This window comes from Solwaraspora sp. WMMA2101, from assembly GCF_049179175.1.
Classification (GTDB): domain Bacteria; phylum Actinomycetota; class Actinomycetes; order Mycobacteriales; family Micromonosporaceae; genus Micromonospora_E.
Window position 1 is genome coordinate 749,191 of record NZ_JBMHMA010000006.1, and the last position, 16,575, is coordinate 765,765.

Consider the following 16,575-nt stretch of genomic DNA (forward strand, 5'->3'; position numbering starts at 1 on the left):
CCGCACCGGCAGATCCGCCGCCACCTGCGCCAGGACCACACCGGCCGATGCCGGCGAGCCAGCGTCACCGCCACCGCCACCAGGTACGAGTCGTACGTGACACGCCCAGACACACGACCTCCCGCAAGCCCGAACCGCACTCCTAATTTGCAAGTCCAAAAACGATGGTACGTGTGAGGACACACTTTGGGAACCCACCCGGCACGTCCCACACCCACCGGGACAGCCGTCAGATACTCACCACCATGGTCAACCCGACGATCCAACGCCGACGCCTCGGCAACGCCCTCAAACGCGCCCGCGAAACCGCAGGCAAAACCCAGGACGACGCCGCCAAGATCATCGACTCCTCAGCCAGCAAGATCAGCCGACTCGAACTCGGCCAGTCCGGCATCCGCCAAACCGACCTCACCCTGCTCCTCGACTTCTACGGCGTCACCCGCGATGACGCCGAACCCCTCCGCAACCTCGCACGAGCCGGCCGCCAACGCGGAAGATGGAGTGGCTACCGCAACGTCATCCCCGACTGGTTCCGCCAATACCTCGACCTCGAAGCAGACGCCACCCACATCCGCTGGTACCAACCAGAAGTTATCCCCGGCATCCTCCAGACCGAGCCCTACATCCGCGCCCTCAACCAACGCACCCACACCGACGACCTCGAACGCCAGATCTCCGTACGACTCGAACGGCAGAAGGTCATCGACCAGCCCGACAGAGCCCACCTCCACCTGATCCTCAGCGAGTCAGCCCTCCGCCGCACCCTCGGCGACCCAGCCGCCATGCACCAGCAGCTCACCCACCTCGCAACCCTCGCCAACCACCCCAACCTGACCATCCAGGTCTTCCCGTTCGACGCCCCCACCTACGAGACCTCGTCGTACAACTTCATCATCCTGCGCTTCGGCGAGGAGATGGCATCCGAAGTCGTCTACCTGGAGACCCTCACCGACGCCGACTACCTCGACGGCCCCGAGGCGGTCCGGGCATACACTCGGCTCTGGGAACGACTCACCGCCGCCGCACTCGGCCCGGTCGAGTCCCGCACCCTCATCCAGCGGATCGCAGACGACACCAGAGGCTGACCATGAACACATCCCACCCCACCTGGCGCAAGTCCAGCCGCAGCGACAACAACGGCGGCGCCTGCATCGAAGTCGCCAGCATGCCCTCCACCACCGCAGTCCGCGACAGCAAACACCAGGCCGGGCCAACCCTCGCCTTCACCACTCCCACCTGGACCAGATTCATCGACGCGATCAAGGCCGGCGAACGCGGAGCGCTCACACCGAAGTCGCTGGGCTAGGATCTGCTCCACCAAGTCCAGAAGCGGTCCGGCCGAAGCCGGACCGCACACACACGCCACGGCCCACGACCCCGCGCGCGCACACCGGTGACACCACGCCCCAGAACTCGACGAGCTTCCCCGGCTGCCGCCGTCGGTTGCTGCCGCAGCACTACGCCGAGCGCTGCCCCGGCATTTGCCGACCGACACCAATCTCGCTAAATGGCAGCGGCAGTACACCGGCACGGCGGGGCAAGAACGCGCAGGTCGCGGTATACCGGCACAGACGGACAACCCGATCCGGCGCGCGGGGGCGCTGCGGCCATGGTCGACAACCCGGACCTCAACCGGCGCGTAGCCCAGTTCCTGCTGAAACAGAACAGATCGCCGGCCGCGTCGTTGACGCGATGATGGCCAAAGACGTCCACGGCATGAACGCCGCCGCTCAGGAACTCGCCGACCTCAGCACAGCACACCAAGACCTCGCCGAGGACATCGTGAGGTACAAGGCCAACGCCGGCATCGAGCCAGTCGACGCCGCACCCCTGGCGGTGACCCAGACGTGTGTCGTGCACCTGCTGCGGGCGTCGTTCCGGTACGCGGCCCGTCAGCACTGGGACGCAATCGCGAAGGCGTTGCGGCCGGTCTACACCGCGGCACAACGCGTCCCACAGGTGCCCCATCCGCGAACTGGTGATCTCCAACGGACCGCCCGCGTCCGGACTGTCGTCCAGCCCCAGGTCCAACTCGCCCTGACCAGCCGCCAACCGCTGCCACGCGACCGACTTCAACACCGCGAGCTGTCTCGTGGGTCTGTAAGAACAACGGGCAAGACACACGGAGAGCCGTATGCGGGGCCAACTCGCACGTACGGTTCGGGCGGGCGGCCAGCGGAAACGGACCAGGAGCAATCCCGGCACCGCGCCACTGGCCGACCCCACGAGCGCCCGGCTACGCCGGGCCGCGCGCACGCGCTCAAGGCCTACGGCCCCGCGCGCACGCCCATCAACCCGAACCGCGAGAAGGCGGCGGAGTCGGCCGATCGAGGGCCAAGGCCGTGACGATCCCTCCACCCCGGTCATCCCACAGCAACCGGTTCCGGGGATCGACGCCGCACCGCTACGCGGCACGCCACCGAACATCCGTCGCGACGATCCAGCTATCGACCTTCCATCACGGTTCGTCGATCCGATGCGCCGCTTGACGGCAACCCACGCGCACACCCAGGTCCGCCAGCACTCGCATCATCACCGAAAGTAACCTACAGACTTTCAACTCCCGTCCGGCGGCCATGGCTTTGCCCCCGGCGTGAGAACCTTCAAACAGATCAGGGGACGATTTGCGAGTAGGGCGAGGTTAATTGCTTCCTCTACTGTTTTGCCAAGTTCCCAGATCCACCCCAGCCCAGTCGCCACTGTCCAACCGCGATCATCGACGAACACGCTTGAAGAGCTAATCCACTCGCCAAGCGGGTACCAATTGCCACCGAGTGCCTCATGCAGCTCTTCCGCCAATAAGTGATGTCCGAAGCCAGCATCGATCGGTTCAAAATTGAGCGGTTCGCCGTTCTCGAAATTCGGTCCTACTTCGTTGACCGGCTCCACCGACAATCCACCGAAGGCCTGCAGGGTGCTTCGCGCCGGTTCATTGATGTGGTACCCCTGCGCAGCAAGTAGCTCAATCCACTCCGAGACATCCACCTGCCGATTCTCGTGCCAACCAGCTCCTCGGAGAGCCGACAAGCTCTCCGAGGAGATTTTATCTAGATCGATCACCCTGGCCCTGCCTCGAATGAAATGTTTAGACTCTTAAGAAGCGGATTGCAAAGCCGTCTACATGGGTAGCCGGGCGTACCATGAACCGGCGCATTTGGTGACATCGAATTTCGAGTCTGCACTACTTGCATCGATCCCCCGGTTATTGCCGATGGACCTTCAGCTCGGTATGCCTGAATAAGACATCCCACCTCGGCGCAGCCACCGTGATGCCCGGCTGCTTGAACTGCGTCCCGGAGTTCCGGCATGTTTTCTAGCTCGCCGGCCGTTCCGTGCCTATTCGTGCTGTAGTATTTCGCACCCGAAGGTGATGTGTATTCCGCTGCGAACTTGGTGCCCGGCTGGTTCCGGACACTATCAGCGAAATCCTCAAGTCCGCAGTTGTGCACCAGGACCGGTGTTGTGCCGGCGAGCACATAGTACGTGTGGATGTCGGCGACGGTGAGGTTGTAGACCGTAGCGGGCCGCTGGTAGGCGACGATGTCGATGGCCCGCAGGCGGGAGCCGTCCGGAGCCAGCAGCTCGTCACCAGGCCGCAGCATGCTGGCGTCACGCCACGTCGCCTGACTGGCCACCCAGAACGGGTGGCCGTCGGTAGCAGTAATGACCTGGGATTCATGTCCGTCGCCGACCGCGACGGTGATCTCAACCAGGTCCTTGTCGCCGGTGCCCTCGATCGTCGCGGTTACAGCCTTGACTGCCGTCTCACCGGTCTCTGGATCACTCGCCACCACCCGGTCGCCGATCTCGACGTCCTCGATCGGCTTACGCGAACCGTCCGCCAACAACACGAGCGTACCGGGAACGAAGCTGTTCCCCGTTTCGCATTTGTCCGGCTTCCCCGGACCCCTGCCACCCCCGGTGCCGGAGCCAGATCCGGAGCCGGCGTTGGTCGTCGTCGGCTTTCCAGTTGAGCCACCAGCGGGCGCGTCCGGTGATTGGGCGCCAGTATTCGGCTTCACCGTCGGACCAGGCGCATCAGGCGTGGAGGAACCTCCGAAAATCCTCCTAGCAAGCCCTCCGCAGACGCGGGAGGGGCAACCGGGGGTTAGGAAACCGACAGTCGCAACCGCCGCACCGCGGAAATCACCGTTGAAGAGCGCCTCGCCAATCAGGTACGCATCGTAACCAGTAGAGATTCCACGGCACAGTACGCTTAACGTACAAATCGTTTCATAAACAAGCTCTTCCTGCCAGCTCGGCGGCGGACCCATCTTGATGACTACCGAGCTTTCATATCGACCCGCGTCTGCCTTCGCCTGACAACTGTAGGGGCCGGTGCCGTTGCAGTGGGTCGTCCGCTGTGACGCCATGTCACTTCCGTGCGCACCCGGGCCCCAGCCAGCGTTGTTGCCGTTGAAGTGGGGGTCACTGCCGACCATGAAGTCGGTGTAGATCAACCCGGAAGGGTCGCTGTACGTGATCGGGCTGTTGTTCGCGTAGCTGTAAGGGTTCCACTGCTGGGGATCGGTCAGGTCATGGACCGGGTCGACGCTGATGAAACGGCCGGCAACCGGGTCGTACTCGCGGGCGCCCAGATGCGTCAGGCCCGTGTTGTCGATGGTGCCACCGACGAAGCCCTTGCTGTTCGGCCAGGTCGGCACCGCGCCCCGTGGCGTGCCGTACGGGGTCTGGCGGCGGACGGTCAACGCCTGACTGACCGAATCGACTGCAATCGACGACGTGCCCTGGTGGTCGCTGGCCAGCCACGACAACCCGTTCGCGGTCCGTGATCCGACGGTGGAGCCTAGGTGGCTGTAGTAGCGGGTGGCGCTGGTCGAAGTCGTCGCCGAGTTGTAGCGGATTTCTTGACCGGGCAGGTAGAGCGTCTTCCCACCCGGATCACGACGGATCAGCCGGTTGCCGTCTGCGTCATAGAGGTAGCTGGTCGCTCCGCTGCTGTCGGTGGAGTTGGTCAGCCGACCCTCGGAGTCCCATCCCAAGGTCTGCGTGCCGGAGGTGGCGGTCGGCCGAGTCGCGGTGTTGCCCGCCGCATCGTAGGTGTAGCTGCCGGTCTGCGCCCCAGTCGTGGAGGCCAGGGCGTGTGGCCTGACCGCGCCCGCCGCCGGGTAGTTGTACGTGGTGGTGGCGGTGCCGCCAGTGGTGTGCACCGACTGGGTGCGGCGGTTGCCGATGCTGTCGAAGGTCCAGGAATGCCAGTACGGTGCGGGGCCGCCCAGGCCGGCAGCGGACGGGGCCGTGGCGCAGTCCGCCGAGCTCGGCGTCCAGGCCTGAGTGAGCCGACGCAGGTGGTCGTAGTTGAAGCACTGGGTGTCGTCGACCGGATCCTGGGCCTCGTCCCGGATGCTGGTGACGTTGCCCGCGTGGTCCTGGGTGTAATGCAGATCGGCGATCGTGTTCGGTGCGACGGTGTCTCGCGCGGTGACTGCCCGAGTCAGCCGCCCTGTATCGAGTTCACGGGTGAACGCCTGCCACACGCGGCCACCGGCGATGTCGTCGGTGTCGAGGGTGATCTGAGTGGGCTCGCCGAGCGCGTTGTAGCTGGTACCGGCGACATACTGGCTCGACACGCCTCCGTACAGCGTTTCAAGCTTGGTCGGCAGACCGAGGCTGTTGTAGCTGTACAGCAGGGTTTCGGCCGGCAGGTCGTTGTTCGTCGACGGGAGGCTCAGCGACGCCAGGGAGTCGTCAGGGTTCCACGTCAGGAAGGAGTTGTAGATGCCGCCCAGTCCGGTCTCGGATGTGGGGATGGTGATCTGGGTGCCGGTCGGCTGGTAGCTGTCGGTGTAGCCGGTCACCCGCACCTGGTAGAGGGAGCCGCCTTCGATCCGAGTGGACTGGGTCAGCGCACCCTTGAGGATGGTGTCGTAGATCCACTGGGCCCGCGTTGTGCTGCCGATCTGGTCGTCGTAGACCGCTCGCTTGCGGTTCAGCGGGTCGTACAGGTAAGCGAGCTTCTCGCCGCGCGCGTCGGTGCTGGTAGTGACCCTGCCTGCGTTGTCGTAGGTGAAGGTGCTGGTTCCCTTGTCAGGGTCGACGACCTGGACCTGCCGGCCACGGAAGTCGTAACCGTAGGTCCAGTTGTTGCCGAGATCGTCGGTGACGCGCTGCAGCAGCCCCTTACGGTTGTAGTGGTACGTCGAGGTGTCCCAGCTCCCAGCGGTGCCTGGGGTGGGCGTTGCACCGTGATACTGACGCAGTTCGACGGTGCGTCCGTGGGTGTCGGACAGCGTGGAGGTCGCGGTCCCGCCCGCTGGTGGCGTGACGTCGACCCGGTCGCCGGCGTAGTAGACGCTGGTGCGCCATCGCTCGTCGGCGTAAGGCTGGAAGACCGCCGCCCGCATCCTCCCGGCGCCGTCGTAGACGGCACGGGTCTGGGTGTGCACGAACGCCGCTTCGGTCGCGGTGAAGAGGTTTATGCCAGGGCCGGCGCTCCCGTCGTGGTAGGCGCCGTACTCCTTCACGACTCGGCCCGCGCTGTCATAGAACGTGTCGGTCAGGATTCGGCCGCCCGACGGCGACGGAGTCTGCGTCTGCCGGGGTCGCAGCAAACCGTCATACAGAGAGTACGACGTGACGTAGGCGCCTGCGGCGTTGAGCCGCGACGTAGCGATCGTCGTCGCCGCGTTGTTGCGCACATGGTAGGCATACGTCGCACTCGCCGACTGGGTCGCCTTGTCACGGCCTGGCAGCCAGAGCGACGTCATCCGGCCGATGCTGTCGTACACCATGTCCGTGCGTTTGCCGTTCGGATCGACGGTGGCAATCGGCAGCCCCCAGGCGGGTGACACCGTCGTCGAGGTGACGTGCTGCATCGCGTTGGTGATGGTGACCGCCGTAACCGGCCCGCCGGTCGTCGGGGTGTAGGCGGTGGTGGTTTCGGAGTTCATCGCGTCCCGCACGGAGGTCGACCGGCCGTGGGCGTCGTAGCTCGACTGGCTCACCGTGACGAAGGTCGGTGCCCCGTTGTTCCAGGCCGACATCTCGTCGGCCCGGGTGGCCAGACCCCGGGTAGGTGCCGTCTCGAACGCGTTCCCGTCATACAGGGTCCGCATCTCGCCCAGCACGTCGGCCTCGACAAGAGTGCCGCCGGTCGCACCGCAGCCGACCGCGTAGGACTGCACCCGATGTGGACGGTCCATCAGCCAGATCGCATCGTTGCGGGGTGTGTAGTCGAGCTTGGTGCACTGCTCGTCCCCGGTTACGTTCACGTCGCCGTGGTCATCGACGGTCGCCGCCATACCGTACGAGTCGTAGGTCGCCACTACCCGGGTCGACCGCTCGCCCCGGCCAGCGTCCAAGGCCGTGTAGTGCCGCACCGAGCCGACCCGGGCGAACCGGGCCGTCACCGTTTGTCCGTTGATGGTCCGGGTAGCGGTGACGGGCGAAGCCCACGGATCGTTGACCTGCCGGGACACCACCGCGCCGCCGGGCCCGTTCAGGGACCTGGACTCCCGGGCCAGGCCGACGTACCAGTCCTCGTCGTTGATGCCGTCGACGGTGACCGTGCGGGTGCCGCCGGCCGGGCCCGCCCGGTCGCCGTGCATGCCCTGGAAGAAGCGCGTCTCGGTGTAGGTCTGCTCGCCGGGGTCACCGACGGTGACGCCTACCCGCTTGAACCCGCGGTAGCTCGACCAGGTCCGGGTGTCCGGGTCAATCAGCCCGTCGTCGTCGCTGTACCGCCAGGCCGCGCCGTCGAGATAGCTGTACGAGTAAACCGTGCGTGGGCTGCCCTGTGGCGGCACCCCACCGGTGTGGTCGGTCTCGTAGATGGTCTTGACAACGTACTTGTGGAACCAGTCGGTCACCGGCTGCTGATAGCCCTCAGGGGTCCAGATCACCGGATAGCAGAGGCGGGAGTTGGTGTGTGGCGTCGGCGTCTGCCCCGCGACGCAGTCCTCCTCGGAGTACGTGATGTTGGTGGTGCCGCCGCTCTGGTGACGGATCCGCGCGATGCGCAGCCAGTTCATTTCCGGTGCAAAGTCGTTGGTGTCGACCCGGTTTGCGAGCTGCACCTCGGTGAACTCGATCGCCGGCATGCTGATGGCCGCACCGACAAGACCTGTCTGGGTGATCGTGGAGAGCCAGAGTCCTGCCCGGGTCGCGTCGCCCGGATCCGGGAAGGTGTGCGTGAGGGTCCACCGCTCGACGTTGTCGTACGCGCCGCCCGAGCGGACCTGGGTCGTGACGCTGGCCAGCCGTTTGGAGATCCAAAAGGTTGGCGAGAAGATCCCGGTGCACGGTGAACCCGTGCACTCCGAGTCCCAGGGGGTGTCTGGCCAGTGCGCTTCGTCACGCACGCCACAATTGCTCAGGCAGCGATCCGCTACCGCGAAGTCGACCCGCGACGGGGCCGGGGTGGCGAAGACCGAGTCGACCCCGCTGACCCGGCGCGTGCCGTAGTCGATCCGGTCGAGCCAGCCGCCCCGGTCGTAGCTCGCCGCGTCAGTGGCGACGAGGTTACGACCGTACCGGTTCGTCTCCTTGCTGTACCAGTAAGAAACGGAATTGCCGTGCAGGTCGACAATGTAGTCGAGGTTCCACCGCCAGGTTTGCATGCAGTGTGAGGCAGCGAAGGTGGCGGCACGGCACGGCTCGTTCGGGTCGTTGCCGAAGACCGGGACGTTCCAGGCGGAGTTCGTGACCGGATTGCCCGATGCCCAGCCCGGCAGCCGGTTTGCCCCGAACCAGTACTGGACGCCGTCTGTAGTGGTGAGTACCCAGTACTCGCCGTTGTTGTCACCGTTGGTCGCGCCGGTCTTCCGTTCGATCCGGGAGCCGTCGTCGTTGCGCAGATGCCACCGGCTCTCCTGCGCGTTGTAGATCAGTTCACCGCCGCGGCCGAACATCGACAGGACGGCGTTGTCGGTCTCCCAGCAGAGGTCGCCGGTCTTGACAGTGTTGTTCGCCTGCCCACCCATGTCGTTGGCGCACGCGCGGTACCGCCGCTCGATGAACCCGCCGCCCGAGGTGTCGAATCCTTCGCCGATCCACGACGGCTGGTTGTTGGAAGCCGCGTGGCGACCGTCAACCGACTGGGACGAGTACGCCAGCGATACCGATGGGGCCAGACCGCCGGCTGCCGGCGGCACCCGCATAGGATGCGACCAGCTGAAGGTACCGGAGTTGCCGCCGACTGCCCAGGTCGACGACGGCAGAAGCGAGGTCGCAGCCAGGTCCCCGGCCGGGCCCGAAGGTCCCGCTACCAGGGCGACCAGACTGCCGCTCGCCGCCAGCGGTACCGTTGCTGTCACCGTCGTAGCGGCCAGGTCGTTGCGGCCAGGCAAGGCGTTGCCGGCGCAATCTCCCGATGCGGATTTCATCGCACAGTCCGGCATGCTAACCAGCCGCAGCCGACTCGCCCAGTCCGCGCCGTACGCTGTGGCGAACGCACCGTAGTCGACGCTGACCGACACTTCACCGTCGGTTGCCTCCCCGTCCGGGGCGAGCCGAAGTAGTACTCCTCGGACACCAACACGCGCGGTCGTCGTTCGGTCCAGCACCTCGACCCGCACCCGCTCAGGCCGATTGCCCGCAGACCGGGCCGACTCGTCGCCGGTCGCAGTCACCTGCACCGGCAGACCGCCGGGGCGCACCGTCGTGTCTCCCCGAGCCGCCACCAGGTCCGTGACGGCGACCCCGCCGTCCGGCCAGACTGGTGCCGGTTTGCTGCTGGCTGGCGGCAGCGGCTTGGCCGGGTCGGGTTCGTCCGCCGCAACCGGGGTGACTGGAACGCTTGGCACCTCCTCGACCGCCGGTGGCTGGGCTGGCTGGGCCGCCTGCGCCGAAGTGGCAGATGGCGCCTGCACCAGCAGATTCGCGGCCAGGACACCCGCCAGTGCAGTAGCGACGATCCGCCGAAGTTTGTAGGCCGGGCTACGCCGGACCAGTGGCAGCGAAAATGGGAGCAGGTGTTCCTGCACCGCGACCTCCGGGTCCTCAGAGGGATGGATCATACGATTCAAGTCAGTGCGATCAGGACGTGGGGGCGGTAAATCGCAGTCCCACTCCGGGCCGGAGCACGGGTTGCCGGTACGTGTACTGGATCGCGGCGGTGCCGGTGGCGTTCTCGATGCCGATCGTGGCGCCGCCGCCACGTTCGAGGAACGTGCCGTCGTTGTCGATGTAGGCGAAGCTGTAGCCGCCGGCTTCGTCGATGATGGCCTGGAAGGTGACCCGGGTACGCGGATCCTCGTACGAGTGGACGTTGCGCCACTCGATGACGAACTGCCGGTTCGGTGTGGTGCCACGCACAGCGGTGCGGACACTGGCGTTGCTGTCGACAACCCAGTCGTGCCAGAACGGGTACAATGCGGCGTTGGGTTGCTCGGCACCGGCGGGTGACGGGATGGGCCACGCGTCCGGTGAGGACGTCCCGGGGTTGATGAAGCTGACCAGTCCGTTGATGTCCACCCAGCAGGTGGAGTAACTCTGACCGTAGAGGGTCACTGGGAATGGAAGGGCGACCGAGGTGTAGGTGTCGTCACCAGTCAGCGACAGCACGGTGCCGTTGGCGGCGGTGTAGGTCACGGGTAGTTCAGTCAGTTGGTAACCGCCGCCGGTCGCGGTGACGGCCAGGCCGAAGTCGGCGGTTGCCTGAGTGTTGGTCCCGACCGTCACCTGGCGCGCGTCCGAGCCCCGGCAGGTGCCGCTCGGCAGGGTGACGATCACCGCCCAGGTACCGGCCGGAACCGCAGTGACCTGATAGGTGCCGTTGGCGGCGGTGGTGGTCGTCTTGTCGGCAACCGCAACGGTCGCTCCGGCGACCGGTGCTCCAGCACAGGTGACGGTGCCGCTGACGCTGCCCAGGCCCGGAGGGTTAGGGGTGAACGTGACACCCTGGCCGGAGGCGAGCCACGGCTCACGGAACAGGTACTGGAAGCCGATGGATCCGTCGCCGTTCTCGATCCCGACGGTGCCCTCACCGCCACGTTCGATCGACTTCGCGGGGTCGATGTCGGCGTAGGCGAGCCTGATCTGACCGTTCTCCTGGAAGATGGCCTCGAAGGTGGCCCGGGTGTTGGTGTCACCGTAGATATGGACGTTGCGCCACTCCACGACCCATTGCCGGTTCGGGGCGGTGCCGCTGATCCTGGTCGCAATCCGGGCCTGAGAGTCGACCACCCAGTCGTCCCACAGCACATAAACCGCCGCGTTCGGTGAGCCCTCCGCCGCCGGTGACGGGATCGGGCCCGGCCAGGAGCCGATCCAGCCGAAGTACGCCGGGTCCTTGAAGCTGATCAGGCCGTTGGCGCTGATCCACGCCGACGTGTACGACTCGCCGTAGAGCTTGACCGGGAATGGCGGGTTCTTCTGCCATACCGTCTCGTCGCCCTGCCATCCCTCGACGACGTCACCGGGGATGAAGGTCTGTGCACCGGCGGTGCACTTGTAGCCAAACTCATCGCCGTCGACCATCACCGACAGATCCACGTCAGAGATGCCGCCTGGATGGTTGATCGTCTCGCGGGCGTACTGGCCGGCACACCGGTTGTCACCGGTGGACGCCGCGACCCGGTACTCGCCCACCGGGACCGCGGTGAACTGGTAGCTTCCGTCGGCGGTAGTGGTGGCGCTGCGGTTACCCGGGTTCAACGTCACCGTCGCCCCGGCTACCGGGTCACCGGTAACCGCCGTGGTCAACACGCCCTCGACCGTCCCATTAGGGGCCGGGGTGTAGATGATCGAGCTGTTTGCGGTCAGCGCCGCCTCGTGGAAGGAGTACAGCGCAGCGACTGTGCCGGAGGCGTTTTCCAGCCCGACCGTCGCCGCCGCGCCCTGCTGGACCGGAGTCGACATAGCCCCGTAGTGGAATGCGATCCGACCATCCTCGTGGAAGATGACCTCGAAGGTGATCCGTTGGGCGTTGGTGGGCCGGAATCCAACGTTGCGCCACTCGACCACATACGATCGGTTCGGTGAGCTGCCCAAGGTCTGGGTGCGGATGCTGGCTGACGCGTCGACCTCCAGATCGTCCCAGAACGGCGCCACGACAGCATTCGGTGCGGCGGCGGTTGGCATCGTCGGGTTCACCCAGGTGTCCGGCTCGCCGGACACGCTGCCGAAGCTCACCAGGCCATTCGTGTGCACCCGCCCACTGGTGTACGTCTCGCCGTGGAACCGTACCGGGAATGGCAGGGTGACCATCGTCGCCGCGTCGTCACCGGTCAACCCGAGCACCGTCGATGCGGCGACGAAACCGGAGCTCCCAGTGCTACACGCGTATCCCATGCCGCCGTAGTCCGGACCCAACTGCAGGTTACGGACCAGGTCGGCGAACAGCTCCACCTGCTGGCTGGCCACGGCACCGCACCGCCCCGGCATCCGCACCGCCACGGTGTAGCTGTCCGCTACGAGTCCGGTGAAGCTGTACGCGCCGCCGGTGCCGGTCGTCGTACTCAACCCGGTCGGATCCAGGGTCACCGTGGCACCGACCACCGGTGCGCCCGAGGCGTTGGTCAGTGTGCCAGTCAGGGTGTGCAGCTCCAGTTCGCCGACGGCGTCCGGTCGAGTGAACGTGATCGCCTTGCTGCTTGCCAGCACCGGCTCGGTGACGGAGTAGCGCAGCCGGTCCTGGCCGTCGGGTGCCTCGATCCCGACGACCGCGTGTGCACCCCGCTCGGCGGCGTTGTCGAGTTGATCGTAGTTCGTGGTCACGGTGCCGTCGGGGGCGAGGAGCACCTCGAACGACAGCCGCTGCGCGGTGTTGCCCTTACGGTGCACGTTGCGCCATTCGACGATGAACCGCTGGGAAGCGCCGGAGCCGGTAGTCGCGGTACGGATACTCGCCGAGGCGTCGACGACCAGGTCGTCCCAGAATGGTGCCACCGCTGCGGCTGGTGTCGCCGGTGCCGGCTGCTGACCGGTGTACGGGTACGAGCCGCCGGGGTCCGTGAAGGAAAGCAAGCCGTTGGTGTCCACCCACGCGCTGCGGTACGCGCCGCCGTAGAACGGGAACGCGAACGGCAACTGCACTGTGGCGACCGCGTCATCACCGGTCAACGCCAGTGTGCTCGACGCCGCAGCGAACGCGGTGGTCTGTTCCGTGCAGGTGTGACCCAGATCGTCGCTGACCGCTGAGAGGAAGATGTCGAAATTGATGCCCTGTCCGTCGATCTCCAACGGATCGCTGGACACCTCGCCGCATCGGCCGCCGAACGTGGCGGTGACGGTGTACGCGCCGGGGGCGAAGCCTGTCACGAAGTAGCTGCCGTCGGCATTCGAGGTCGCTTGATGGTTACCGGGATGCAGCCGGATCACGACGTCGGCCTGTGGCAGGAAGAACTGGTTCCACACCGTACCGGACAGGCTGGCTGCCGACCCGACGGTAAACGCGCCCTGGTTAATGTCGCTGATCCGATTGCCGTCGTCCACCGCGACCGCGTAGACGGGCCGCTCTCCCATTGCGCCGCCGACGTCGATAGTCACGGTCGCGGTGCCACCCGCCGTGGTCGCGTTCACCGCGCTGTCTAGCCCAGCGCCGTCGACGCTGTATCGGAAGCTGGTGACGTTGGTGTCGCCGCCGGCGTCGAACCGTACGGTGAGCTGTCCGCCGGCGGTGGCGTCGTTGCCGTTGGGGAAGGTGACGACGGGCGGCAGCGGTACTGCGAGCTCCGAGAGGTTCGCCGGGGTCTCCATGAAGTTGTAGAAGCGCACGTTGTCGACAAGACCGGTGAAGAAGCTGTCGTCGCCGCCGTTCCACTTGCGTTTGCCAACGGCGACATCTGTCGTAGCGTTGAACCCCCCGACGAGGGTCGCAGTTGCCGTCTGGAGGACGCCGTTGACGTAGAGCGTCATCTGTCTTGTCGAGGCGTCGTAGACCCCGGCGAGGTGGGTCCACCGGCCAGCGGTAGGTGCGGCGTTGGACAGCACGCTGTACAGCGCGGGGTTGTCGACGTCGGCCCCGGCCATCGTGAATCGCCAGCGTTGGTTGCCCCCGGCGTAGCCGAGGTGATAGGCAGACGCCCGGGAGCCGTTCGCGCTGACTACGGTCTGCAGGCCAGTTCCGGTGGTGGAGTCGATTCTGACCCAGGCGGCGATGGTGAAACTGACGTCGGTGCGGACCTGTGTCGAGACACCGGTGTCGGGGTGCGGCGTGCTGAGCGCGCCGGCCCTGGTGGCAGCGGCGGTGCCCGGCAGCGACAGCGCCGTACCTATCCCGGACCGGCCGGCGACCCTGGTTGCCGATGCGCCGATGGTCAGGGCGTTGCCGTGGCCGGAGACGTCGGTGGCGGTTGTCCCGGTTTCCTCGAACGTCCACTCGGCGGCCGGACCGGAACCGGCCCGGACGCTGAAGTTGTAGATGACCGGGGTAGAGAACCGCCCAGCGTGGTCCTTCGACCATATGTACAGCACGTTGACGCCGTCGCGCACCGGCGCCAGGGTGATCGACGCGCCGTAGTCCGTCGTCCGCGCCGGCACCGTCTTCGCAGCCGTCAGCACACCCGAGTCGAGGCTGTAGGCGTACTCCTTGACCTCGTACGGCCGGACGGTCGGTGCGGCCACGGAGAACGTGCCAGGGAGGCCGACTCCGCCGCGTGGGACACCATCGTTGGGGTAGTTTGTGGAGCCGACGTTCGCCGGTGGTGGCGGTGGTGTCGCGTCGACGGTGAACTCGCAGGTGCCAGACCACGCTCCATGGTGCGAACCGTCCCAGGTCCTGGCCTGCCAGACGTAGCTGGCCCCGTCGGTCAACCTGCCCGACGGGATCGCCCGGGACACCGTCGATGGGTTTCCCGCAGCCTGCGACACCTTGTTCGATTCGGTCCGCGTACCGCCCACCGGCCACCAGTAGAAATCGGTCGTCAGCGACTGCTGGTCGCTGTCCGGGTCGGAGTGCCTGGCGGCGAGGATCGGCGTGGTCGTCAGCACGTACGGCCGTGACGCCCCGGTGGCGCAGGCCTTGCCGTCGGACTTGCGGTCCGCCAGCGCGTTCGGACTGGTGTTGTAGGTGATGGCCAGCTTCGGCGACGAGTGGTTGAAGCGCTTCCACTGATTCTTGGTGCCCTCGTCGACGGCTCGCAGACCGACGGTCAGGTTCGACCATTTGCTGGACGCGGCCTTCGCCACCATCGACGTCACGTTGAACTCGATGGTGCCGGTGCCCAGACAGCCGTGCGCCGCCCCGTACTTGCGGTTTCCCGATGTCTGTGCCGTGTAGCTGCCGTTCCAGGTGGGCTGGTTGTTCCACGTCGTGCTCGAGGAGATCGCCCCGGTCAGCCACAGTTTCGCGTTGCTCTTCGGACTACACGTCCACGCATGCCGCTGCTCGATCCGGAACTCAGCCTTGACGATGTGCTTCCCGGACACCTTGGAGGTGTTCATCCGGAAGAACGACCGGATGATGTAGTCGCTGCAGCCGGAGCAGTCCTGGGTACGGCCCGCACCGGCCGACCCGTACGTCGAACCGTTGTACAACGCCGACGAGTTCTGCCAGAACGAGCTCGCCTTGTACTTGCTCCACACCGTCGTCCACGCGTTGCTGACGATCCCGCCGGTCCAGGACGGGTCGATGTAGATCGGCAGCTTCGTCCGTGGATCAGCCAGCATCGCCTTGTCCGGCAGGATGGTCACCGAGTCCTCGTTGACGCGGACCGGCATGACCGCCCGATGGGCCGCCTCGGGGATGGCGGGCTGGTCGGGCGCAACCTCGGCGGTCGACGACTCATCCAGCTGCCGCTGCTGCTCTGCCAAGTCCGGTTTGCGCTGCGGTGCGGACTCGCGCGTGTCCTTCTCCCGAGTGGCACTCTCCGCTGCCGCGTCGGTTTCGGCCGCCGCGGACCCAGTGGAGTCCCACATCAGAGGTGCAGGCGCGGCGAACACGACGGCGCCTTTGTCGTCACGGGCGGCCAGCCCGCCCGAGGCGGTCGCGCCCACCGTGACACCCTTGGTCTCCAGTCCGAACCGCAGCGACGCCAGGTCCGGGTGCGCCGCCGCCTCGCGGGAATGCACCACCAGCACCTCGGAGAAGCCCAGGGGCTGCGCAGTCACCTGTAGATCGACGTCAGGCAGTACGTCGCGGTAGATTGCGGTCGCACCCTCCAGCTCGGGTTTCGGCAGCCGGGACGGCCAGGTCATCGCCAGCTCCCGCTCGCCGTCGCGGAGCCGGGCAAGGGGGGCATCGCCGCCTCCGGAGAAGACCATCGGCAGCACCGTTGCCCGTGGCGCCACGCCGTTGGCCGTCATCTTCAGGGTGGTGTCGACCGGCACCCACGCGTTTCCCTTACGGACCCGCGCCGGCTCGATGGTCTGCTCCAAGGTCCGCGATCCGTCGACGTTGACGAAGGTCTGTGTCCACTCCGTACGCTCGGCGAGAAGCTCGACCCGCCGGCCACAGATCTCGACCATTCGCGTCGCCGAGGCGGCGTCTGCCTGCTCATCCACACAGGCCTGTGGCGGAGAGCTGGTTGGAGTAGCGGCCACGCGTGCCGGCACCGCCAGCCCTGTCAGGGCTACCGATGCGGCCACTGTCGCGGCCCAGTATCGCCGCGAACCGCCCATGCGCACGCCTGCCATCCGGCACCCCCGTGATTGACGCCAGCCAGTGTCCGAACT

Annotated in this window: 5 protein-coding genes and 1 pseudogene; 3 read left to right on the plus strand and 3 right to left on the minus strand. The window is 66.4% G+C overall.

Going from position 1 to position 16,575, the window contains the following annotated elements; translation table 11 throughout:
- Window positions 1-245 precede the first annotated feature (245 nt).
- The 3 genes and pseudogenes from ACN28F_RS03955 to ACN28F_RS03965 all read left to right on the plus strand — a co-directional run.
- On the plus strand, window positions 246-1,085 hold the full coding sequence (locus ACN28F_RS03955; protein WP_289206761.1) for a helix-turn-helix domain-containing protein: 840 nt from the start codon (window positions 246-248) through the stop codon (window positions 1,083-1,085).
- A gap of 2 nt (window positions 1,086-1,087) precedes the next feature.
- Complete coding sequence (locus ACN28F_RS03960; protein ID WP_289206762.1) at window positions 1,088-1,306, plus strand: DUF397 domain-containing protein; 219 nt, start codon at window positions 1,088-1,090, stop codon at window positions 1,304-1,306.
- Between the two features lie 521 nt (window positions 1,307-1,827).
- Window positions 1,828-1,941: pseudogene (locus ACN28F_RS03965) on the plus strand (transposase); the annotation flags it as partial.
- 615 nt (window positions 1,942-2,556) lie between these two features.
- On the opposite strand, the gene ACN28F_RS03970 reads toward ACN28F_RS03965, so the two are convergent.
- From ACN28F_RS03970 to ACN28F_RS03980, 3 genes are read right to left on the minus strand one after another with little or no spacing between them, the layout of a single operon-like run.
- Window positions 2,557-3,060, minus strand: coding sequence for an SUKH-3 domain-containing protein (locus ACN28F_RS03970; protein WP_289206763.1), 504 nt, complete (start codon window positions 3,058-3,060; stop codon window positions 2,557-2,559).
- A complete protein-coding gene (locus ACN28F_RS03975) occupies window positions 3,057-9,944 on the minus strand; it encodes a polymorphic toxin-type HINT domain-containing protein (protein ID WP_289206764.1) in 6,888 nt (2,295 codons plus the stop codon). Before ACN28F_RS03975 ends, ACN28F_RS03970 begins: the two co-directional genes overlap by 4 nt.
- Window positions 9,945-9,996: 52 nt before the next feature.
- Window positions 9,997-16,404 (minus strand): carboxypeptidase regulatory-like domain-containing protein, encoded by a 6,408-nt coding sequence (locus ACN28F_RS03980; protein ID WP_289206765.1) that lies wholly within the window; start codon window positions 16,402-16,404, stop codon window positions 9,997-9,999.
- Window positions 16,405-16,575 lie beyond the last annotated feature (171 nt).